We start from the raw sequence: 22,131 nt of genomic DNA, 5'->3' as shown, positions 1-22,131 counted from the left end.
AAAATTGATGTTTTTCATGAAGGAGATGAGTAAATACTCATGAGCTTTGTTCGCTTTGATATTATCGCAAAAGTTGTGGAGCTTGGCAGTTTTACAGCAGCAGCTGAAGCATTAAATATGACGCAGTCAGCTGTGAGTCATGCAGTGGCGAATTTAGAGTCAGAGTGGGGTGTGTCTTTATTCATTCGCGACCGAAAAAAGGGCATTATGCTGACGGACATTGGTCAAACGCTTCTCCCGCATATTAGAGAAGTGTTAAATAGAGTGGAGAAAATTCAGCAAGAAATTGCGTTAACGAAAAATATTGAAACAGGCTTGATTCGTATCGGCACATTTGCCAGTGCCTCGGCTTGTTTACTGCCTAAACTGCTTGTGAGCTATCAGAAAAAACATCCGAAAATCGAATTTAAATTTTATGAGGGAACGTATGAAGAAATATTGGAGTGGCTGGATTCTGGCATCATTGATGTTGGATTTGTTGTAAAAGGCCATGCGGATGAAGCCTTTGATTTACTGCCGCTTATGAAAGATGAGATGGTCGTCGCCTATCACCCAAATCATCGATATGAGCAGCAGCCCATTGTAGATATAACAGATTTGGCAGGTGAACCATTTATTATGCCGACTGGCATGTATCAATCACATGTAGAGGATATTTTTTCGGAGGCGCAAATGAAGCCAGCTGTTTTATTTGAAGTTCATGATTGTACGACGATTGCCCGTATGGTCGGAGAAGGACTTGGCGTCACGATTGGTCCGGAGTTGTTTTTAAAAACGCAGCAGCTTGTGCATATTCGTCACCTGAATGTCTCTCATCATCGTGAGGTTGCGCTTGCCTGTCCGTCGCTCTCTCAAGCTTCTCCGGCAGTGAAAGAGTTTTTCCATGTAGCCGAAGCGGTTTTTGCAAAAGAGAAGGATTTGGGGAAGGGTGTATAAAGAACTAGATGTGAATTTCCAAATTCGTGTAATAAGACGAATGAAGCGGACATTTCTTTGAAAAATGTTCGTTTTTCGTATTGTGTTTTAAAAATGAAGTTGGTACAATAGACACAGAAATCAAATAGATAGAAGTCGTATAATCGCGGGGATATGGCCCGCAAGTTTCTACCAAGCTACCGTAAATGGCTTGACTACGTCAATTCACACTCGTTTGATATAAATCATGCATTGTTCTTGTTTTATGTCACAGTCTGAATTCACATATGTAGTCAAGCGTCCCAAAATTGTTGGGGCGTTTTTTATTTGACTAGTGAATGGGGCAGGCTAAAGCAAAAGGACATGAAGGGAGTCAGTTGGCTTGAAACAGTTTTTTCAGTTTGATGAGTTAGGAACGAATTACCGCAGAGAAATCATCGGTGGTTTAACCACATTTTTGTCGATGGCTTACATTCTGTTTGTTAATCCGATCACACTTGCATTAGTGTCTGTGCCGGATTTTCCAGATAAATTACGAATTGATCAGGGCGCTGTCTTTACAGCAACGGCGTTAGCTTCTGCTGCAGGGTGTATCCTGATGGGATTGATCGCCAGGTATCCGATTGCGATTGCACCCGGTATGGGTCTGAATGCGTTCTTCGCCTTTTCGGTTGTGCTTGGCATGGGCATTAAATGGGAAGCAGCACTTTCAGGTGTATTTGTTTCAGGATTGATTTTCGTTGCCCTTTCTTTAACAGGTTTCCGTGAAAAAATCATCAATGCCATTCCGGCTGAGCTGAAGCTGGCAGTTGGTGCCGGTATTGGTTTGTTCATTACGTTTGTCGGCCTTCAAGGCTCTGGCATTATCGCCAATAATGATAATACGCTCGTTTCGATTGGAAATATTCATAGTGGTCCGGTTCTGTTAACGGTATTTGGTATCGTTGTGACGGTCATTTTAATGGTACTTCGAGTGAATGCAGGTGTCTTCATTGGGATGCTTGTGACAGCTATTGCAGGGATGATTTTTGGTCTTGTACCAGTACCATCTCAAATTGTGGGAAGTATTCCAAGCTTGTCTCCAACCTTTGGTCAAGCCTTGATTCACTTGCCAGAAATTTTCTCCATTCAAATGCTTGTCGTGATTTTAACGTTCTTATTCGTTGGGTTCTTTGATACAGCTGGTACACTTGTGGCTGTGGCAACACAGGCTGGTTTAATGAAAAATAATGAGCTGCCTCGTGCAGGAAGAGCGCTTCTGGCGGATTCTTCTTCTATTGTTGTAGGTTCTATTCTTGGTACATCTACAACGACATCTTATGTTGAATCTAGCTCAGGTGTTGCTGCTGGTGCGCGTTCTGGTTTTGCAGCTGTCGTCACAGGCATTTTCTTCTTGCTTGCGATGTTCTTCTCACCACTTTTATCCATCGTTACATCGAATGTGACAGCACCTGCTTTAATCATTGTCGGTGCGCTGATGGTTGCTCCGCTGGCGAAGATTGCATGGGATCGTTTTGAAATTGCGGTACCAGCTTTCTTAACGATGATTATGATGCCACTGACTTACAGTATTGCAACAGGGATTGCGGTTGGCTTTATTTTCTACCCGATTACGATGATCTTTAAAGGGAAAGCCAAAGAAGTGCACCCAATTATGTACGGATTGTTTGTCATCTTTATTCTATATTTTGCTTTCTTAAATCATTAATTGAACATCTGAAACAGCAGCTCATGGAAGCTGCTGTTTTTTTGTTAAAAAAATCAAAACATAGTTGACTTATAGGAATTATGTGTTTATGATAAAAAGACATAATTCGCTGATTGGATCACCAAAGGCGCTTTGATTTCCTTTTTTAATAGAAGGTTTCAGGGTGCCTTTTTTTCTTGCAGACATTCAAAAGGGGAGGAAATGTCTTTTGTCACGCTGGCTTCGACAGGTGATTGAACGAAAAAAGCAGGTGCTGATTCAAAAGCTCCTTTTATGGGGGCATGAAGAAGGGCAGGAAGCGCTCATGCATTATACAATTCATGAGCTGGAAAATGAGGTTCTCTATTTAAAAGAGCGAAAACAAAAATAGGGGGATGAGCGATGGATGAACAAAAGCTGAATTATATTTTATCTGCCTTAAAAGGGATCGACTATGGATCAGTGGTCATCACCATTCATAATGGACATATTACACAGGTTGATACGACCAAGAAGACTCGGTTCCCCGCTCATCAGGAGAATCTCCGGGTCCAGCAAGGAAAGCGGAGTCAATATCGTTAACCATGAATTTCAACATTGATAAAAAGCTGATGGAGGCCGTCAGCTTTTTTGTTTTGTCTTATTTTCTCTCCATTTTAAAACCTCTGCTGCCTTTTATCCGTCTATTCGTATGAACGTCAAGGAATCTTGACTGAATAGAGAGACTTCGCTACTTTAAGAGGAGTCATCCGAACAGTTCATGCTCTTTTAGCACTGTAAGGATTGGATAGGAGTTGATATGAGATGTTAGAGAAAGATCAAGATCAGGGGACATCTGAAAAGAAAAACGAAGAGTCATCAATAGATCAAGAAACAAGGCAATCCCGCCTCAGCCGCAGCGCTGCAAAACGAGGAAGAACCTCAAAAACAGCGGATGATGAGCGCTCAGCTATACAGCGTATACTGCAAGGTGTAGGAGGCGCGTTTAAGCGTTATGGTTCATATGGACTGGCGATGTTAAAATCACCGAGCCGGGCCATTAATCAAGCGGAAACATTGCGTATGAAGTACGCCTGGATCTCGATTGTGTTATTCAGCGTGTTTTTTGCTTTAGGCAACTATGTTCAATTAAAGGCGTCAAAGACCCGTTTATTAGGCTTTGGCATTCATTATTCTTTTGGTGACGCCTTTTTGAGGATTGCGGTCTTTACACTCATTTTGTTGACATTGATGATGCTTACCGTCTGGCTGCTCGGAAAGTACATGCTAAAAGGAAACATATCACTGAAAGAAGTGATCATGAAGTTTGGCGCTGCGCTTGTGCCGGTGTTGGTTTTATCCATCCTTTGGCTTGTATTTGCCATGCTGAATATTCCATATGTGACCGTCATATTATCCGTGATGATGTTTGTCGGTCTTCAGTTGATTGCGGTCGTGCTCTTTCGCTCGATTCAGTCGGAGCATGATGCCGTACGTGGAGATTTGATGTATGCAGGCTGGGTCTTTTTATTGGTTGAGCTTGTTATCATTGCGCTGCTCTGGGGCATAGTCGGGGAGTATTTGATTCCATCACTTGTTCCTGTTCGATTCGGATAAAACACACTGAAAACCTCCTTTTTTGAAAAAGGAGGTTTTCATGTTGAGATGAGAAAAAAACGGGTAAACTCTTGGTAACAAACACCATCCTTGTTGTCGAAAGATATATGTGTTTTTATCGCGTAAATTTGATTGTATCAAGGTATGTTCTCTAGTAGAATATGGGGTGCTTTATTTGATTTTTTAGTGCAGGGGGTTCGAATCGTGCTTCAACAACTTTTATCCAATGCGTTCACCATGGTTTTAATCATTTTAGTGATTAATATTGTTTATGTTTCTTTTTCCACCATGCGTTTAATTTTAACGATGAAAGGCAGACGGTACGCAGCTGCTTTTGCGGGTACGATCGAAATGCTCATTTATGTCATTGGGTTAAGTATCGTTTTAGATAACTTAGATCAAATACAAAATGTCATTGCGTATGCGCTAGGTTATGGGATGGGGATCATTGTCGGGATGAAAATTGAAGAGAAGCTGGCACTTGGCTACACAACTGTTAACGTGATCACAAAAGAATTGGATGTCGATCTCCCAAGACAATTGAGAGAAAAAGGATATGGTGTCACCAGCTGGGTAGCAGGCGGTCTTGAAGGAGACCGGACAGCATTGCAAATTTTAACACCGAGAAAATATGAACTGCAATTATATGAAACGATTAAGACGCTGGATTCAAAGGCGTTTATCATTTCATATGAGCCCAAATCGATTCACGGCGGCTTCTGGGTGAAGGCTGTGAAGAAAAGGAGAATTAAAGAATGACCGCAAAACCAAAGAAGAAAAAATTCTATGTGGAAGACAACATGACGATTGATCAAGTGTTGTCCCAGATGGCAGCGGAAGGCTACTCGCCTGTCCGTCGAATGGAGGAACCGATTTTTCAAGAAAAGAAGGAAAATGGGTCGATTCAGATCATTCCGATTGGGAAAAAAATCGTATTTGAAGGAAAAATAGTCTAAATCCGAACATTAAAACGACGACTTCATAGATTGTTCGATAAATCCGTTGACATCATGAACATCCGTTGTTAAGATAAACATGAAATCAAAACACGAGCCTCATATAATCTTGGGAATATGGCCCATAAGTTTCTACCCAGTTACCGTAAATGACTGGACTATGCAGGATAGTGAACAAAACTGACATGGCGTTTCAAAAGCGAACAGCGCTTACCATGGCCCGGTTTGTGTTGCTTCCTAACATTGCAATACAGACCGGGTCTTTTTGTTCGGCGTTTGACAAGCTGCTTAGGTTTGGGAAGCGTGTCAAACGATACAAAATCGAATAACAGCTTAAAGGTGGGGACAAAATGAAGCCGCTTGTAGGTGTCATCATGGGAAGTACATCTGATTGGGAAACAATGAAAAATGCGTGCGACATCTTAGAGGAATTAAACATTCCGTATGAAAAACAGGTAGTATCCGCACACCGGACACCTGACTTGATGTTTGAATATGCGACTGAAGCAAGAGGTAAAGGACTAAAGGTCATCATTGCCGGTGCTGGAGGCGCAGCACATTTACCGGGGATGGTCGCAGCAAAAACGACACTGCCGGTCATTGGTGTGCCTGTACAATCAAAGGCACTAAACGGGCTGGATTCCTTATTATCCATCGTTCAAATGCCAGGCGGTGTACCAGTTGCTACAGTAGCAATTGGCAAAGCCGGTGCAACAAATGCGGGCCTTCTTGCCGCACAAATGATTTCAGCATTTGATGAAACGATCGCAGCTCGCCTTGAAGAAAGAAGAGAGCAGACAAAACAGACTGTACTAGAAAGCAGTGATCAGCTTGGCTAAGCAGACCATTTTTCCAAACGCAACCATCGGGATCATTGGCGGCGGACAGCTTGGCAGATATATGGCTGTCAGCGCAAAGCAAATGGGGTACCGGGCAGCAGTTCTAGACCCAGTCGCACAATCTCCTTGCGGACAGGTTGCCGATAAAGAAATCACAGCCGCATATAGTGACCTTGAAGCGATTCGAAAGCTGGCAGACATCAGCGATGTGGTGACTTATGAGTTTGAAAATATTGATTATGATGCACTCAATCAGCTGAAGGAAGAAGCCTATTTACCACAAGGAAGCGACCTTCTTCTTTTAACTCAAAATCGTGAGACCGAGAAAAAAGGGATTGTAGACGCAGGCTGTGAAGTAGCGCCTTACCGCATCATTCATGATGAAAAAGAGCTGGAAGACGCAGTGGACGTGCTCGGATTGCCAGCTGTGCTGAAAACATGCAGAGGCGGCTACGACGGAAAAGGACAGTACGTCATCAAAGAAAAAGGACAGCTTCAAGAAGCAGCTGCACTGCTCACACATGGAACTTGTATTTTAGAAAGCTGGGTTCCATTCCAAATGGAGCTCTCGGTGATCGTCACTCGTTCTGTTCATGGAGAGATTGCAGTATTCCCAGTCGCTGAGAACATTCATAAGCATAATATTTTGTTCCAAAGCATTGTGCCTGCAAGGGTAGAGAACCGCATTCAGGAGAAGGCGAAAGAACTGGCAACAACACTGGCTGAAAAGCTGGGGCTGGTTGGTACTCTTGCTGTAGAACTGTTCCTGACAAATGACGGAAAGCTGCTCGTCAATGAACTGGCACCACGCCCGCATAATTCTGGTCATTATACACTCGATTTATGTGAGACAAGTCAGTTTGAACAGCACGTCCGCGCTATATGTGGTTTGCCGCTTGGCGGTACAGCCCTTTTATCAGAGGGAATGATGGTGAATTTATTAGGCGATGAAGTGGACATTCCAAAAGAGCATCCTGAGCTTCTCAAAGAAGCGAAGCTTTATCTATATGGAAAGCATGAAGTAAAAGCCGGCCGCAAAATGGGGCATATGACGTTTATGAAACAGCTCGATGATGAGTGGATGACAAACATCACAAAGATATGGACTGAAAGAGATGGAGGAAACGGGAAATGATCGAACGTTACGCACGACCAGAAATGTCAGCAATCTGGACAGAGGAAAACAAATTTAATGCATGGCTTGAAGTAGAAATTCTCGCTTGTGAAGCTTGGGCAGAGCTTGGCGTCATTCCGAAAGAAGACGTTGTGACAATGCGCAAAAATGCAAGCTTTGATATTGGACGTATTTTAGAGATTGAACTAGACACGCGCCACGACGTGGTTGCCTTTACGCGTGCTGTCTCTGAATCTCTAGGAGAAGAAAGAAAGTGGGTTCATTACGGATTAACATCGACAGACGTAGTGGATACGGCGCTTTCATATCTATTAAAACAGGCGAACGATATCCTGCTCAAGGACATTGAGAGATTTGTTGACATACTAAAAGAAAAAGCAAAAGAGCACAAATATACCGTCATGATGGGCCGTACACACGGTGTACACGCTGAACCGACAACATTTGGCCTGAAGCTTGCTCTTTGGTACGAAGAAATGAAGCGTAACCTAGAACGTTTTAAACAAGCAAAAGCTGGAATTGAATATGGCAAAATCTCTGGAGCTGTTGGCACATATGCGAACATCGACCCGTTTGTTGAGCAATATGTATGTGAGAAGCTTGGCATCAAAGCTGCACCAATTTCAACCCAAACCTTGCAGCGTGACCGCCATGCAGATTACATGGCTACTCTTGCTTTAGTCGCAACGAGCATTGAGAAATTTGCTGTTGAAATTCGTGGTCTTCAAAAGAGTGAAACACGTGAAGTAGAAGAGTTCTTTGCCAAAGGACAAAAAGGGTCATCAGCGATGCCGCATAAGCGTAACCCAATCGGCTCTGAAAATATGACGGGAATTGCCCGCGTGATCCGTGGATATATGCTGACAGCTTATGAAAATGTACCGCTTTGGCATGAGCGTGATATTTCTCATTCATCTGCTGAGCGCATCATTTTACCAGATGCAACGATTGCACTGAACTATATGCTCAACCGTTTCTCAAACATCGTGAAAAACTTAACGGTTTTCCCTGAAAATATGAAACGCAACATGGACCGCACACTTGGCTTAATTTACTCACAGCGCGTTCTTCTTGCATTAATCGATACAGGCATGGCACGTGAAGAGGCATATGACACAGTTCAGCCAAAGGCAATGGAAGCGTGGGAGAAACAAGTGCCGTTCCGTTCATTAGTAGAAGCAGAAGAAAAAATCACGTCACGCTTAACACCTGAACAAATCGCTGACTGCTTCGATTACAACTATCATTTGAAAAATGTCGATATGATTTTCGAACGTCTAGGTCTTGCGTAAGAAATGGGCCGCCTGCTCGCCAGGCACCCAATCCTGAAAATTGCCAACATTCAAATTAGGAGGCCAACCTGAATGACTGTGAAACAAGAACTTCTCTACGAAGGCAAAGCGAAAAGAATCTATCAGACCGATGACGAGCATATTTTATATGTCGAATATAAAGACTCAGCTACAGCATTTAACGGAGAAAAGAAAGCCGAAATTGAAGGCAAAGGCAGACTGAACAACGAAATTTCGAGCTTAATCTTTCAAATGCTGCATGATAAGGGGATCAACAATCACTTTGTGAAACGCCTTTCTGAAACAGAGCAGCTCATTCAAAAGGTGCAGATTGTTCCGCTTGAAGTGGTTGTACGTAATGTGGTGGCAGGCAGTATGTCAAAACGTCTCGGCATTCCAGAGGGAACGAAACTGGACACACCTTTGATTGAGTTTTACTACAAAGATGATGCGCTCGGCGATCCGCTCATTACAGAAGATCATATCCGCATTTTAGATGCAGCGACACCAGAGCAGGTCGAGGAAATGAAACAAATCACAAGACAAGTGAATGAAGAGTTAAAACAAATCTTCTCAGACTGTCATGTGAATTTAATTGATTTCAAGCTTGAATTCGGAATAGATCACGAGAATCGTATTTTGCTAGCTGATGAGATTTCACCTGATACGTGCAGGCTTTGGGACAAAGATACAAACGAAAAGCTTGATAAAGACGTGTTCAGACGAAACCTGGGCGGCTTAACGAATGCATACGAAGAAATTTTCAAAAGACTTGGAGGCCATAAACATGTATAAAGTGAAAATTTTTGTCAGCTTAAAAGAGAGCGTTCTTGATCCACAAGGAAGTGCCGTGCAGCACGCTTTGCACAGCATGTCTTATCAGGAAGTAAAGGATGTCCGTATCGGGAAATACATGGAGCTTGTCATTGAAAAATCAGATCGTGATTTAGACACAGTCGTCAAAGAAATGTGCGAAAAATTACTTGCCAACACGGTGATTGAAGATTACCGCTATGAGGTGGAGGAGGTTGTCGCACAGTGAAGTTTGCAGTGATCGTCTTGCCTGGCTCTAACTGTGATATCGATATGTACCATGCGATTCAAGATGAGCTAGGTGAACAAGTTGAATATGTATGGCACGACGAAACGAGTCTTGACGGGTTTGACGGTGTACTCGTACCAGGCGGTTTCTCTTATGGGGATTACTTAAGATGTGGTGCGATCGCCCGCTTCTCAAACATCATGCCGGCGGTGAAAAAAGCAGCTGAGGAAGGAAAACCTGTTCTTGGTGTTTGTAACGGGTTCCAAATTCTTCAGGAGCTTGGCATTCTTCCGGGTGCGATGAGACGAAATAAAGACTTGAAATTTATCTGTCGTCCAGTTGAGCTCATTGTAGAAAACAACGAAACGCAATTTACAAGCGGTTATCAAAAAGGCGAATCCATTACGATTCCTGTAGCGCACGGTGAAGGCAACTTCTACTGTGACGAAGACACTTTAGCGAAGCTCATTGAACGCGGCCAAATCGCTTTCACTTACGGAGACGATATTAACGGCAGTGTGAATCGTATTGCAGGTGTAACGAATGAAGAGGGCAATGTACTCGGCATGATGCCGCACCCTGAGCGCGCGGTTGATTCATTACTAGGCAGCGCAGACGGACTTAAATTGTTTCAATCTATCGTGAAAAATTGGAGGGACACTCATGTCACTACTGCTTGAACCAAGTCACAAGCAAATTAAAGAAGAGAAATTGTATCAGCAAATGGGATTGAGTGATGAAGAATTCGCTTTAATCGAATCCATTATTGGCAGGCTGCCAAACTACACAGAAACGGGTATTTTTTCTGTCATGTGGTCAGAGCATTGCAGTTATAAAAACTCAAAGCCTGTTTTAAGCAAATTCCCGACAAAAGGAGAGCACGTCCTTCAAGGTCCTGGGGAAGGCGCTGGAATCGTTGATATTGGAGACAACCAAGCGGTTGTATTTAAAATCGAATCACATAACCATCCATCTGCGATTGAACCGTATCAAGGAGCGGCGACAGGTGTCGGCGGAATTATCCGTGATGTATTCTCCATGGGTGCGCGTCCAATTGCTGTATTAAACTCTCTTCGTTTTGGTGAACTGACTTCACCGCGCGTGAAGTACTTGTTTGAAGAAGTAGTGGCAGGGATCGCAGGCTATGGAAACTGTATCGGAATTCCAACAGTCGGCGGAGAGGTTCATTTCGATCAAAGCTATGAAGGCAACCCGCTCGTAAATGCAATGTGTGTTGGATTAATCAACCATGAAGACATCAAAAAAGGGCAGGCAAAAGGTGTCGGCAACACGGTCATGTACGTTGGTGCCAAAACGGGACGTGACGGAATTCACGGTGCAACATTTGCATCTGAGGAATTTTCTGATGAATCAGAAGAAAAACGCTCAGCAGTTCAAGTCGGTGATCCATTCATGGAAAAACTGCTGCTTGAAGCGTGCCTTGAAGTCATCAAAAACGATGCACTCGTTGGAATTCAGGATATGGGAGCGGCTGGCTTAACAAGCTCAAGTGCGGAAATGGCGAGTAAAGCAGGTTCTGGTATCGAGATGAATCTAGACCTTATCCCGCAGCGTGAAACAGGCATGTCAGCATACGAAATGATGCTGTCTGAATCTCAAGAGAGAATGCTTCTGGTCATTGAAAAAGGCCGTGAACAAGAAATCATTGATATTTTTGAAAAATACGATCTTGAAGCGGTATCAGTCGGTCATGTGACAGACGATAAAATGCTTCGTTTACTTCATCAAGGTGAAGTAGTATGTGAGCTTCCTGTTGATGCCCTTGCAGAAGAAGCGCCGGTTTATCACAAGCCGTCAAGTGAGCCTGCATACTATCGTGAGTTTTTAGAAACAAAAGTTGAAGCACCTGCTATCACAGATGCAGCTGACACGTTAAAGCAGCTTCTCCAGCAGCCGACAATTGCAAGTAAAGAATGGGTTTATGACCAATATGACTACATGGTTCGGACAAATACAGTCGTTGCACCAGGCTCTGATGCGGGCGTTTTAAGAATCCGCGGAACGAAAAAAGCCCTTGCGATGACAACCGATTGCAACGCACGTTATCTGTACCTTGATCCAGAGGTCGGCGGGAAAATCGCAGTCGCAGAAGCAGCACGTAACATTGTGTGCTCAGGCGCTCGTCCGCTTGCAGTAACAGATAACCTGAACTTCGGTAACCCAGAAAAACCAGAAATTTTCTGGCAAATTGAAAAATCTGCTGACGGTATTAGCGAAGCGTGCCGCAAGCTAAGCACACCGGTTATCGGTGGTAACGTCTCTTTATATAACGAATCAAATGGAACAGCGATTTACCCAACACCAGTCATTGGGATGGTTGGTTTGGTGGAAGATACAGCTCATATTACGACGCAGTCGTTCCAGCAGGCTGGCGATGTGATTTTCGTCATTGGTGAGACGAAGGAAGAATTCGCAGGCAGTGAGCTTCAAAAGATGACAGAAGGCCGTATTTACGGAAAAGCACCAGAAATTGATTTGGATGTAGAGCTCACTCGTCAGGAAGCCCTTCTTGCTGCGATTCAAAACGGACTTGTTCAATCAGCTCACGATGTGTCTGAAGGCGGTCTTGGTGTTGCACTTGCTGAAAGTACATTTGGAACAGACGGTCTTGGCGCTCATATCCAAATTGATCTAAACAGCGAAGCTTCATTATTCAGTGAAACACAGTCACGTTTTGTCGTCACAGTGAAACCAGAGCACCGCGAAGCGTTTGCTGCGGCTGTCAAAGATGCGAAAGAAGTTGGAACGGTCACAAATGATGGGGTATTCACTGTCAAAAATCAAGAAGGACAACAATGGATTCATGCAGCGGTCAACGAGCTTGAACGCGCATGGAAAGGAGCGATCCCATGCTTGCTGAAATCAGAGGCTTAAACGAAGAGTGTGGCGTCTTTGGGGTTTGGGGACACGAAGAAGCCCCGCAAATCACATATTACGGATTGCATAGCCTTCAGCACCGAGGACAAGAGGGTGCGGGAATCATTGCAACAGATGGTGAAAACCTGACGGCACATAAAGGCCTTGGACTGATTACGGAAGTCTTTCAAAACGGTGAGCTAAAGGATTTGAAAGGAAAAGGTGCGATCGGACACGTTCGGTATGCGACAGCAGGCGGAGGCGGCTTTGAAAATGTGCAGCCCCTCTTCTTCCGCTCGCAAAACAACGGCAGTCTTGCCCTTGCTCATAATGGGAACTTAGTGAATGCAACGCAATTAAAGCAGCAGCTAGAGAACCAAGGGAGTATATTCCAAACATCTTCTGACACTGAAGTGCTTGCTCATTTAATTAAGCGCAGCGGCTATGTTGAATTGAAAGAGCAGATCAAAAATGCCCTGTCCATGCTTAAAGGCGCATATGCTTTCTTAATTATGACGGAAACAGAAATGATTGTGGCTCTTGATCCGAACGGCTTACGTCCGCTTTCACTTGGTATGCTTGGGGACGCATATGTTGTTGCTTCTGAAACATGTGCATTTGATGTTGTCGGTGCCACGTATTTACGAGATGTTGAGCCTGGAGAAATGCTGATCATTAATGATGAAGGCCTGAAATCTGAACGCTTCTCCATGAACATTAACCGCAGCATGTGCAGCATGGAATACATTTATTTCTCAAGACCTGACAGCAATATCAACGGCATCAACGTGCATAGTGCGAGAAAGAATCTTGGCAAAAAGCTTGCCGAGGAAGCGCATGTCGAAGCAGATGTCGTGACAGGTGTACCAGATTCGAGTATTTCTGCAGCGATTGGATATGCCGAAGCAACAGGTATTCCATATGAGCTCGGTTTAATTAAAAACCGTTATGTCGGACGGACCTTTATCCAGCCGTCTCAAGCATTGCGTGAGCAGGGCGTGCGCATGAAGCTGTCAGCTGTGCGCGGGGTCGTCGAAGGAAAACGTGTCGTGATGGTGGATGATTCCATCGTACGCGGAACTACGAGCCGCCGCATTGTGACGATGCTAAGAGAAGCGGGTGCGACGGAAGTCCATGTACGCATTAGTTCACCGCCCATCGCACATCCTTGTTTTTATGGAATTGATACGTCCACACATGAAGAGCTGATTGCTTCTTCTCATTCAGTGGAAGAAATTAGACAGGAAATCGGTGCAGACTCCATTGCATTTTTATCTGTAGACGGTTTAATGGACGGGATTGGCAGGAAGTATGATGATCCGCAGCGCGGTCAATGTTTAGCATGCTTTACTGGGAAATACCCGACTGAAATTTATGAAGATACTGTTCTTCCGCATGTGAAGGAAACAGCACTGACGAAATAATCGAATAAAGGAGCAGCAGTCAAGATGATTTGATATGCTGCTCTTTCATTCTGCTGAAAATAAATGGAAGAGAAGCAGCTAAAAGGAGTGAATGGGATGTCAGAAGCATATAAAAACGCCGGTGTCGACATCGAAGCAGGATACGAAGCCGTTAAACGAATGAAAACACACGTAGAACGTACAAAAAGAGCAGGTGTCATGGGTGCTCTAGGCGGATTTGGCGGTATGTTTGATTTATCTGAGCTGCCATACAAAAAGCCCGTTCTTGTCTCAGGAACAGATGGTGTCGGAACAAAATTAAAGCTTGCCTTTTTAATGGATCAACACGATACGATCGGTGTTGATGCCGTGGCAATGTGTGTGAACGATGTGCTGGCACAAGGGGCAGAGCCGCTCTTTTTCTTAGATTACCTAGCAGTTGGTAAAGCAGATCCGATAAAAATTGAATCAATCGTCAAAGGTGTGGCTGACGGCTGTGAGCAGTCTGGTTCAGCGCTTGTCGGCGGAGAAACAGCAGAAATGCCGGGTCTTTACACAGAAGATGAATATGATATTGCTGGTTTTTCAGTAGGCGTCGTTGAAAAGGATGAAATCGTGACAGGAGAGAGCATCAAAGAGGGGCACTTGCTTATTGGACTCAGCTCAAGCGGAATTCATAGCAATGGGTACTCTCTCGTTCGTAAAGTATTGCTTGAAGACGCTGGTCTTGACCTTCATCAGACGTATGAACCTTTTACAAGACCGCTTGGAGAAGAGCTTCTTGAACCGACTAAAATTTATGTAAAGCCTGTTCTTAAACAAGTGAAAGCCGGTAAGGTTGACGGTATGGCACATGTGACAGGCGGCGGTTTTATTGAAAATTTACCACGTATGCTACCTGAAGGGCTTGGCGTTGAGATTGATAACGGCTCATGGCCAGTACCGCCAATTTTCTCCTTTATTCAAGAAAAAGGACAGTTAAAGGCAGAAGAAATGTTCAATGTGTTTAATATGGGCATTGGTTTTGTCTTAGCGGTAAAAGAAGATGACCTTGTCGAAGTGATCAGAGGACTTGAAGAAGACGGAGAGAAAGCATTTCTCATCGGCCGTGTTCAAAAAGGAGAAGGTGTCACATTCGGCGGTGGAAGCCTCTCATGAAGAAGTTTGCGATCTTCGCCTCTGGAAGCGGGACGAATTTTCAAGCCATTATTGATACATTAAAAAAAGAACAGTGGCAGGCAGAGGCCGCCATTGTGATTTGTGATAAACCGGGTGCAAAGGTGCTGGAGCGTGCTGAGAAAGAGGGCATTCCCTCCTTTGCCTTTACCCCGAAGGCTTTTCCGAATAAAGCCGCTTTTGAACAAACGATCATTGAACAGCTTAGGCTGCATGAAGTGGAATGGATTTTCCTTGCTGGGTATATGAGACTGATTGGTCCGACATTACTTGAAGCATTCAGAGGGAAAATTGTCAATATCCACCCGTCCTTGCTGCCAGCCTTCCCAGGGCTGGATGCCATTGGACAAGCCTATCAAGCAGGCGTCAAAGTGGCGGGCATCACCGTCCATTTTGTCGATGAAGGTATGGATACCGGCCCGATTATTGACCAAGCCGCGATTTATATCGAACAAGGGGAAGAGCTTGAATCGATTGAAAAAAGAATGCATGAACTAGAACACACACTATATCCAAAAGTGATCAAATCACTTTTAGAATTATCTTAATGAGGTGACGAAGGCATGACGATCAAACGCGCATTAATCAGTGTTTCCGATAAAACGAATCTTGTACCTTTTGTGAAAGAATTAACAGAACTTGGTGTTGAAGTGATTTCAACTGGAGGTACACATAAGCTTCTTCAAGAGAACGGCATTGATGTCATTGGAATTTCAGAAGTCACTGGATTCCCTGAAATCATGGACGGACGACTCAAAACACTTCACCCGAACATTCATGGCGGGCTTTTAGCAGTGAGAGAAAACGATGAGCATATGGCACAGATTGAGAAGCATGGCATTCAGCCGATTGATCTTGTTGTCGTGAATCTCTATCCATTCAAAGAGACGATCTCAAAAGACGATGTGACGTATGAAGAAGCGATTGAAAACATTGATATTGGCGGACCGGGAATGCTTCGTGCAGCATCAAAAAACCACCAAGACGTCACAGTGATTGTCGATCCTCGTGACTATGATACAGTCATCCAGCAAATCAAAGAAGGCGGCGTGTCACTCGAGAAAAAACGTGAGCTCGCTGCAAAGGTATTCCGTCATACGGCTGCTTACGATGCTCTGATTGCGGATTACTTAACAAACTTTGTGGGCGAAACAGAGCCAGAACAGTTCACTGTCACGTTTGAGAAAAAACAATCCCTTCGTTATGGAGAAAACCCGCACCAAGCGGCGACTTTCTATGAAAATGCTCTTCCAGCCAAAGGTTCTTTGGCTACTGCAAAGCAATTACATGGAAAAGAACTTTCCTACAACAATATCAAAGATGCAGATGCCGCTCTTCAAATTGTACGTGAATTCACGGAGCCAGCAGCTGTTGCTGTGAAGCATATGAACCCGTGCGGCGTTGGTACAGGAGAAACGATTGCAGAAGCATTTGACAGAGCATTCAAAGCAGATGAGACGTCTATTTTTGGCGGCATTGTGGCACTTAACCGTGAAGTAGACAAACAAACGGCTGAGGTGCTGCATACGATTTTCTTAGAAATTGTCATCGCCCCATCGTTCAGCCAAGAAGCACTTGACGTGTTAACAGCGAAAAAGAATCTTCGTCTATTAACATTAGATGTAGAAGCAGATCTTGGGAAAAAAGAAAAACAGCTGACAAGTGTTCATGGCGGACTGCTTGTTCAGGATATTGACACGTACGGCTTAGAGGAAGCAACGATTTCTATTCCAACGAAAAGAGAACCAACAGAAGACGAATGGAAAGACTTAAAACTTGCTTGGAAAGTAGTCAAGCATGTGAAATCAAATGCTATTGTCCTTGCGAAAGATCAAATGACAGCAGGAATCGGTGCTGGTCAAATGAACCGCGTGGGCTCAGCTAACATTGCAATTGAGCAAGCTGGTGAAAAGGCAAAAGGAAGCGCACTAGGCTCTGATGCATTCTTCCCAATGGGCGATACAGTGGAAGCTGCTGCAAAGGCAGGCGTCACAGCGATCATTCAGCCAGGCGGATCTATTCGTGATGAAGAATCGATTCAAAAAGCAGATGAATACGGCATCGCCATGGTCTTCACTGGCGTTAGACATTTCAAACATTAAGGGGATGACAGTGTGAACGTATTAATTATCGGCAGAGGCGGAAGAGAGCATACCATCGCATGGAAAGTGAATCAAAGTGAACTTGTCAGCCAAGTATTTGTCGCACCCGGCAATGATGGAATGACAGATGCTGCGAAGCTTGTACCAATCGACGAAGGCGATCATGAGTCATTAATTCGTTTTGCAAAAGAAAACGAAGTCGGCTTAACCATTGTCGGTCCAGAGGTTCCTTTAATCGCAGGTATCGTTGATGCATTTGAAGAAGCAGGTCTAAAAGTATTTGGACCGAATGCAAAAGCTGCGGTCATTGAAGGCTCAAAGGAATTTGCAAAAGACTTAATGAAGAACTACGATATCCCAACAGCCGCTTACGCTGCCTTTACATCGTTTGAAGAAGCAAAAGCATATGTAGAAGAAAAGGGTGCGCCGATTGTCATTAAAGCAGACGGACTTGCCGCAGGAAAAGGCGTCACAGTGGCCATGACGCTGGAAGAGGCGGTCGATTGTCTGCATGATTTCTTAGAGGATGAAAAGTTTGGCGATGCAAGTGCATCTGTTGTCATCGAAGAATTTTTAACAGGCGAAGAATTTTCACTCATGGCCTTTGTCAACGGAGAAAAGGTGTACCCGATGGTGATTGCGCAGGATCACAAACGGGCCTTTGAAGATGACAAAGGGCCGAACACTGGCGGAATGGGCGCTTATTCACCAGTTCCGCAAATTTCAGATGAAGTGGTTCAGAAAGCCGTGGAAGATGTTGTGAAACCGGCAGCTCGCGCGATGGTGCAGGAAGGGCGTCCATTTACAGGCATTTTATATGCAGGTTTAATGCTGACACCAGAAGGCTCAAAGGTGATTGAATTCAATGCACGCTTTGGCGACCCTGAAACGCAGGTGGTTCTCCCTCGTCTTGAATCAGATTTAGTCCAAGTATTCCTCGATATTCTTGATGGAAAAGATGTGGACTTACAGTGGAAAGACACTGCGGCTGTCAGTGTGGTTCTTGCATCAGAAGGATACCCAGAAGACTATGCAAAAGGCACACCGATCGGTGCCTTGCAAACGACTGTCTCTGATGTCGTGACCTTCCATGCAGGAACAAAAAAAGAAAACGATCAATTCGTCACAAATGGCGGACGTGTAGCGAATGTGACCGCATTTGACGACACATTTGAAGCGGCAAGATCAAGAGTGTATGAAGCGGTTAATGAAATCATACAGCCAGGTCTATTTTATCGCCGTGACATCGGTGCCCGTGCGCTGAAAGCTGCGGGGAAAAACGTTTAATCCTTTCTTATCGAAATATAGGAAAAATAGTATAACAAAACCAGACCAGACCTTATAATCAAACTTTTATTCGTTATAAAAATATACATCCATTAAATCTTTATAGAAATAATGGATGTATTTTTTATTGTGATCTTTTAATAAAGATTAAAACCATAATGTTAAAGGATTTTATTAGCTTACAATGAATGAATTTTCTATCTGAGAAGGAGAATAAAAAGGTTTGTCGAATAATGATAAACATATTTGTATTCTTATAGAACATAGGGTGAATAAATATGAGTTCAATTATTTGGGAACAACGATCAAGAATATCTTCTAAATTACGACCTTATCAGATAAAAGCAATAGAAACATCTTTAAGTTATATAAAAAGTTCTTCGGACAAACAAGCTTTAATTAAGATGCCAACTGGTACGGGTAAGACTTTTGTGATAGGCGTTTTAGCATTGCTTATAAAAGGATGCAATAATGTTTTAATAGTTTCTCCTTCTTCTGCTATTAGAGAGCAACTTTATAAGGAGATCAGAATAATGTGGGAAAAGTGGATATTGACTTAGAAATCAAAAAGTCAATAGAACGTTTATTTCCTAAAAATGTTTCTGAATTATTGGAGAAACAAGGGAATAAGGTATTCATTACAACCATACAAGCTTTAACTCAAATAAAACTTGATGATGAGAATAAGTTCAATATTCTAAAAGATCAGGTTGACTTAATTTTATTTGATGAGGGACATAAAGAACCAGCAAATACATGGAGTGAGGCAATTAGAAGTTTTAAACAAAAACAATTCTTTTACAGCAACTCCAATTAGAAACGATTATCAAATCTTTAATATTGATGAAAAATTTTTCTTCAATTATTCAATACGACAAGCTTTTTGATGACAAAATCATAAGAACACCAGAATTTAAATCTATTGAGCAGAATTTATCTAGTTCAGAAATGAAAATAAAAGATTTTATTGAGAAGACCATTGAATTCAAAAGGAGATTTGAACAGGAGAAGAATTATGAGCCAAAAGTTATAATTAGGTTTTCATCTTTTATTGATTTAGAGATTGCAATTGATTACTTAGAAGGGGAAAAAGAAAAAGCAATTGCTATACACGAAAGATTTAAAAACACGAAAAATAGCAGTTATAAATTTAAAGATGTACCAAATGAAAATGATGCAATCTATTGGTTAGCTCAAAATAAATTAGTTGAAGGAATAGATGACAGCAAATTTGCTATATTAGCTATTTATGATGGACTTGACAATGCTAGATCTTTAATACAGCAGATAGGAAGAACTTTAAGGAAAGAAAGTTCTGATAGTAAACTAGATACAAGTTGGGTGATAATAAATTCAACTGATCGTTATCTTGAAGATATTTGGTCTAATTATTTAGACTATGAATCTGATAAATCCCAAAGAGGAAAACTTCCTATCAATAATTACAAGGGCTTTTTCAAAAGCTATTTATCAAATCAGCCTGATTATATTTACGGTTCTCAAAAATTCTTAAAAAAATTCGATGATCAAATGCCATTAGAATTTAAAGATACGCTCTATCGTTATAGTTTACCTTTAAAAGTAAATATTTTTTCATTAAAAGACAGGATGACAAGTGATTTTGAATTTAACACATTGATAGATAAAATTATAAGTCAGAAAGAACTTTCAAACGAGTTTGTTGTTAATAAAAACATAGATGAAAGTGAAAGTATGTATGTGGTTATCTATACTAAGTTCGGGAATTCTTCAATATTAAGTAATGAATCATTTATAGAAGTGAAACTAGGATTATTTTTTTTTTATGGATAAATGAAAATTATTTATATTATTATGATACTAACAATTACATACCAAGTATAATCCTGATTTATCAGATCCAATTGATACCAATAAGCTACAATTGCTTTTCAATGAGGATACTGAATTTACTCAAAGTAACATTGAGGAATGGTATTGTAAGTAAAAATAATATTCATAGGCAGGTAATTAACAGTGAAAATATAGAAAACATCGCACCTAATATGACTGACAAATATAATTTTTGTACAACCATTACGGGTACTGTAAATGAGGCAGGTAATAAAGGTAGAAGATATATTGGCTTTTCAAACAGTAGAGTATCTGATGATTCAAATTATGTTAAATTAGCAGATTATTTAGACTGGATAAAAAAATAGCTAGTAAAATTCTTAATGGGGCTGGTGCAGCCAATAGTTTCTTTCAACGATACTCACCCATTGTGGGCATTCCTGAAAATACTAATCCTATATTAATCACTTTTAACTTTAATGATTTTGCAGATCATTTAGTTAATGAAAATGGGGAGAAGGTTAGTATTGAAGAATTAAATTACAGAATAGATGATTCTAAAACACAGTTAAAAGTTAATGGGGAAAATGCTTGTTTAATGATTAGATATGAAAATAAAAGATATCATTTAGCCTTTGAAGATACCTCTTTAAACAATAACTACCGTTTTAATGAAGATATAACAACTAATGAATATAGTGTAAGTAAGAACGAAACATTGATTAGCTATTTAAATCGATATCAAGATTTTCAAATTGTTACTAGCGATGCTACACATATATATTACAAAAAAGAATTTATAAAATGTGATATCTCCTACGATGATACGAAAATGAATGGGGTTTTCAGGGAATACGAGCTGTTAGATAATAAAAAAATAAATAGTGAAAAAGGGGACCTATCTGTTCAAAGAGAGGAATGGACTGAAGACTCTTTTTTCTATTTAGTATCTTCTTTAGGTAAGGATTTGGATGAAAAAAATGAAATAAAAGAATCATTGATCGAGATGGATTATCTTATTTGTACTGATCTTGGTTCTGAGATAGCTGATTTTATTGGCTTGAATATCAAAGATAAAAAAATATATTTTATTCATTGTAAAGCAAAAAAAGCCTCTCGGTCTGCTTCAGCATTTCAAGATATTGTTTCACAAATTATAAAAAGCCTTGATTACTCACATCCACTTAGTAATCGCAAACCTAAAGATGTTGACAATTGGGATGGAGATTGGAATTTTAAAGAAGTAACAAGAAAAAGAATAATTAAAGGAGACAAGGCAGCTAATGAGGTTTGGGATTTAATTAAACAATACCAAAGAGATCCAGAATCAGTAACTTATATATGGGCGCTCACAGGAAAAATGTTTTCTTTGGAAGCATACAATCAACAAAAACAAAAAAGTCGAGACCAAGTCCCAGAAATAATACAAATAGACTATCTCCTTATGTATACTTGGGCAGCTGTACAATCAATAGGTGCAAAATTTATATTATTTTTTGATAAAAAAGCCTGAGTTATGAAGGATTAAATAGTGTACTTAAAATCAATATCAATTTTATTAAAAAATTTCAATTCATTAACGAAAACATATTGTTTATTCCACAATCGGGTGCCTTTATGAAGTAATACTGGAGAAAATGAAATTATTGTTAAATAAGCAAACTATAAAATGCTAAAGAAGCATCCATTTTGATTAATCTTTTTCAAAATGGATGTGCCTTATTATTCTTAGTGTAAGGATGTACGAGGTGTTTTTGTTCAAACTTTATTTTAAAGCTTCCTGATATCTCATTAAGAATTTTTTGTATGGCAGTTACATATTCTCCTCTCCTATACCTAAACTCAACTTCTCTTTTCCTAACTTTTTTCCTTTAACTGTTCAAGCTTTAGATTTGCTTTTGGTGATAATACATTGTTATCAAAAGGTCCGTTTTCTATGAAATCTCGGAGCTATCTGGTAATAGTCCTACGGTGTATATCATATTCTCGTTCAATATCCCTTGTCATTTTGC

At 41.5% G+C, this 22,131-nt stretch carries 23 protein-coding genes and 2 riboswitches; all 23 genes read left to right on the top strand.

Going from position 1 to position 22,131, the window contains the following annotated elements; all coding sequences use genetic code 11:
• Positions 1 to 39: 39 nt before the first annotated feature.
• The 23 genes from JJ692_RS17960 to JJ692_RS17850 all read left to right on the top strand — a co-directional run bounded on the left by JJ692_RS17960 (position 40) and on the right by JJ692_RS17850 (position 21,632).
• The gene (locus tag JJ692_RS17960; protein WP_151863242.1) at positions 40 to 936 is read left to right on the top strand and encodes a LysR family transcriptional regulator; all 897 of its coding nucleotides are present in this window, start codon (positions 40 to 42) and stop codon (positions 934 to 936) included.
• 115 nt (positions 937 to 1,051) lie between these two features.
• Positions 1,052 to 1,153: riboswitch (purine riboswitch) on the top strand.
• Positions 1,154 to 1,297: 144 nt separating this feature from the next.
• The gene (locus JJ692_RS17955; protein ID WP_048240016.1) at positions 1,298 to 2,623 is read left to right on the top strand and encodes an NCS2 family permease; all 1,326 of its coding nucleotides are present in this window, start codon (positions 1,298 to 1,300) and stop codon (positions 2,621 to 2,623) included.
• Positions 2,624 to 2,831: 208 nt separating this feature from the next.
• The gene (locus JJ692_RS17950; RefSeq protein WP_162860200.1) at positions 2,832 to 2,993 is read left to right on the top strand and encodes a hypothetical protein; all 162 of its coding nucleotides are present in this window, start codon (positions 2,832 to 2,834) and stop codon (positions 2,991 to 2,993) included.
• Positions 2,994 to 3,004: 11 nt separating this feature from the next.
• Complete coding sequence (locus JJ692_RS17945; protein WP_024424503.1) at positions 3,005 to 3,184, top strand: YezD family protein; 180 nt, start codon at positions 3,005 to 3,007, stop codon at positions 3,182 to 3,184.
• A gap of 222 nt (positions 3,185 to 3,406) precedes the next feature.
• On the top strand, positions 3,407 to 4,198 hold the full coding sequence (locus JJ692_RS17940; RefSeq protein WP_172881459.1) for a hypothetical protein: 792 nt from the start codon (positions 3,407 to 3,409) through the stop codon (positions 4,196 to 4,198).
• A gap of 204 nt (positions 4,199 to 4,402) precedes the next feature.
• The gene (locus tag JJ692_RS17935; protein WP_024424505.1) at positions 4,403 to 4,957 is read left to right on the top strand and encodes a DUF2179 domain-containing protein; all 555 of its coding nucleotides are present in this window, start codon (positions 4,403 to 4,405) and stop codon (positions 4,955 to 4,957) included.
• On the top strand, positions 4,954 to 5,154 hold the full coding sequence (locus tag JJ692_RS17930; RefSeq protein ID WP_012009137.1) for an NETI motif-containing protein: 201 nt from the start codon (positions 4,954 to 4,956) through the stop codon (positions 5,152 to 5,154). The genes JJ692_RS17935 and JJ692_RS17930 overlap by 4 nt, the downstream gene beginning before the upstream one ends.
• Before the next feature lie 79 nt (positions 5,155 to 5,233).
• Positions 5,234 to 5,335, top strand: a riboswitch (purine riboswitch).
• Between the two features lie 169 nt (positions 5,336 to 5,504).
• Complete coding sequence (gene purE / locus JJ692_RS17925; RefSeq protein WP_039183007.1) at positions 5,505 to 5,993, top strand: 5-(carboxyamino)imidazole ribonucleotide mutase; 489 nt, start codon at positions 5,505 to 5,507, stop codon at positions 5,991 to 5,993.
• On the top strand, positions 5,986 to 7,128 hold the full coding sequence (purK, locus tag JJ692_RS17920) for a 5-(carboxyamino)imidazole ribonucleotide synthase (protein WP_034623019.1): 1,143 nt from the start codon (positions 5,986 to 5,988) through the stop codon (positions 7,126 to 7,128). The genes purE and purK overlap by 8 nt, the downstream gene beginning before the upstream one ends.
• Entirely contained in the window at positions 7,125 to 8,420 is a 1,296-nt protein-coding gene (gene purB / locus JJ692_RS17915) for an adenylosuccinate lyase (RefSeq protein WP_206534041.1), read from the top strand. The genes purK and purB overlap by 4 nt, the downstream gene beginning before the upstream one ends.
• A 72-nt stretch (positions 8,421 to 8,492) precedes the next feature.
• Positions 8,493 to 9,215 (top strand): phosphoribosylaminoimidazolesuccinocarboxamide synthase, encoded by a 723-nt coding sequence (gene purC, locus JJ692_RS17910; RefSeq protein WP_135032954.1) that lies wholly within the window; start codon positions 8,493 to 8,495, stop codon positions 9,213 to 9,215.
• Complete coding sequence (gene purS / locus JJ692_RS17905) at positions 9,208 to 9,462, top strand: phosphoribosylformylglycinamidine synthase subunit PurS (protein ID WP_003214349.1); 255 nt, start codon at positions 9,208 to 9,210, stop codon at positions 9,460 to 9,462. The genes purC and purS overlap by 8 nt, the downstream gene beginning before the upstream one ends.
• Positions 9,459 to 10,142 (top strand): phosphoribosylformylglycinamidine synthase subunit PurQ, encoded by a 684-nt coding sequence (gene purQ, locus JJ692_RS17900; RefSeq protein WP_024424510.1) that lies wholly within the window; start codon positions 9,459 to 9,461, stop codon positions 10,140 to 10,142. Before purS ends, purQ begins: the two co-directional genes overlap by 4 nt.
• A complete protein-coding gene (gene purL / locus JJ692_RS17895; RefSeq protein ID WP_044335226.1) occupies positions 10,126 to 12,357 on the top strand; it encodes a phosphoribosylformylglycinamidine synthase subunit PurL in 2,232 nt (743 codons plus the stop codon). The genes purQ and purL overlap by 17 nt, the downstream gene beginning before the upstream one ends.
• Positions 12,333 to 13,763 (top strand): amidophosphoribosyltransferase, encoded by a 1,431-nt coding sequence (purF, locus tag JJ692_RS17890; protein WP_024424615.1) that lies wholly within the window; start codon positions 12,333 to 12,335, stop codon positions 13,761 to 13,763. The genes purL and purF overlap by 25 nt, the downstream gene beginning before the upstream one ends.
• Positions 13,764 to 13,859: 96 nt before the next feature.
• Positions 13,860 to 14,900, top strand: a complete 1,041-nt coding sequence (purM, locus tag JJ692_RS17885) for a phosphoribosylformylglycinamidine cyclo-ligase (RefSeq protein WP_206534040.1) — start codon at positions 13,860 to 13,862, stop codon at positions 14,898 to 14,900.
• Positions 14,897 to 15,466, top strand: a complete 570-nt coding sequence (gene purN, locus JJ692_RS17880) for a phosphoribosylglycinamide formyltransferase (RefSeq protein WP_044335230.1) — start codon at positions 14,897 to 14,899, stop codon at positions 15,464 to 15,466. The genes purM and purN overlap by 4 nt, the downstream gene beginning before the upstream one ends.
• A gap of 15 nt (positions 15,467 to 15,481) precedes the next feature.
• Positions 15,482 to 17,020 (top strand): bifunctional phosphoribosylaminoimidazolecarboxamide formyltransferase/IMP cyclohydrolase, encoded by a 1,539-nt coding sequence (gene purH, locus JJ692_RS17875; RefSeq protein WP_025092624.1) that lies wholly within the window; start codon positions 15,482 to 15,484, stop codon positions 17,018 to 17,020.
• Positions 17,021 to 17,032: 12 nt separating this feature from the next.
• On the top strand, positions 17,033 to 18,307 hold the full coding sequence (gene purD / locus JJ692_RS17870; RefSeq protein ID WP_151040308.1) for a phosphoribosylamine--glycine ligase: 1,275 nt from the start codon (positions 17,033 to 17,035) through the stop codon (positions 18,305 to 18,307).
• Positions 18,308 to 18,585: 278 nt separating this feature from the next.
• Positions 18,586 to 18,867, top strand: a complete 282-nt coding sequence (locus JJ692_RS19195; protein ID WP_206534039.1) for a DEAD/DEAH box helicase family protein — start codon at positions 18,586 to 18,588, stop codon at positions 18,865 to 18,867.
• Complete coding sequence (locus JJ692_RS19190; protein ID WP_206534038.1) at positions 18,843 to 19,124, top strand: DEAD/DEAH box helicase family protein; 282 nt, start codon at positions 18,843 to 18,845, stop codon at positions 19,122 to 19,124. The genes JJ692_RS19195 and JJ692_RS19190 overlap by 25 nt, the downstream gene beginning before the upstream one ends.
• A 26-nt stretch (positions 19,125 to 19,150) precedes the next feature.
• The gene (locus tag JJ692_RS17855; protein WP_206534037.1) at positions 19,151 to 20,119 is read left to right on the top strand and encodes a DEAD/DEAH box helicase; all 969 of its coding nucleotides are present in this window, start codon (positions 19,151 to 19,153) and stop codon (positions 20,117 to 20,119) included.
• Positions 20,120 to 20,549: 430 nt separating this feature from the next.
• Positions 20,550 to 21,632 carry a hypothetical protein gene (locus JJ692_RS17850; protein WP_206534036.1) on the top strand — a complete coding sequence of 361 codons (1,083 nt, stop codon included), beginning with the start codon at positions 20,550 to 20,552 and terminating at the stop codon, positions 21,630 to 21,632.
• The last annotated feature ends 499 nt before the right edge of the window (positions 21,633 to 22,131 follow it).

Origin of the sequence: Bacillus sp. 3a (genome assembly GCF_017161885.1) — a bacterium.
GTDB classification, from domain to species: Bacteria; Bacillota; Bacilli; order Bacillales; family Bacillaceae; genus Bacillus; species Bacillus safensis.
This window is presented reverse-complemented; position numbering and strand designations above follow the sequence as displayed.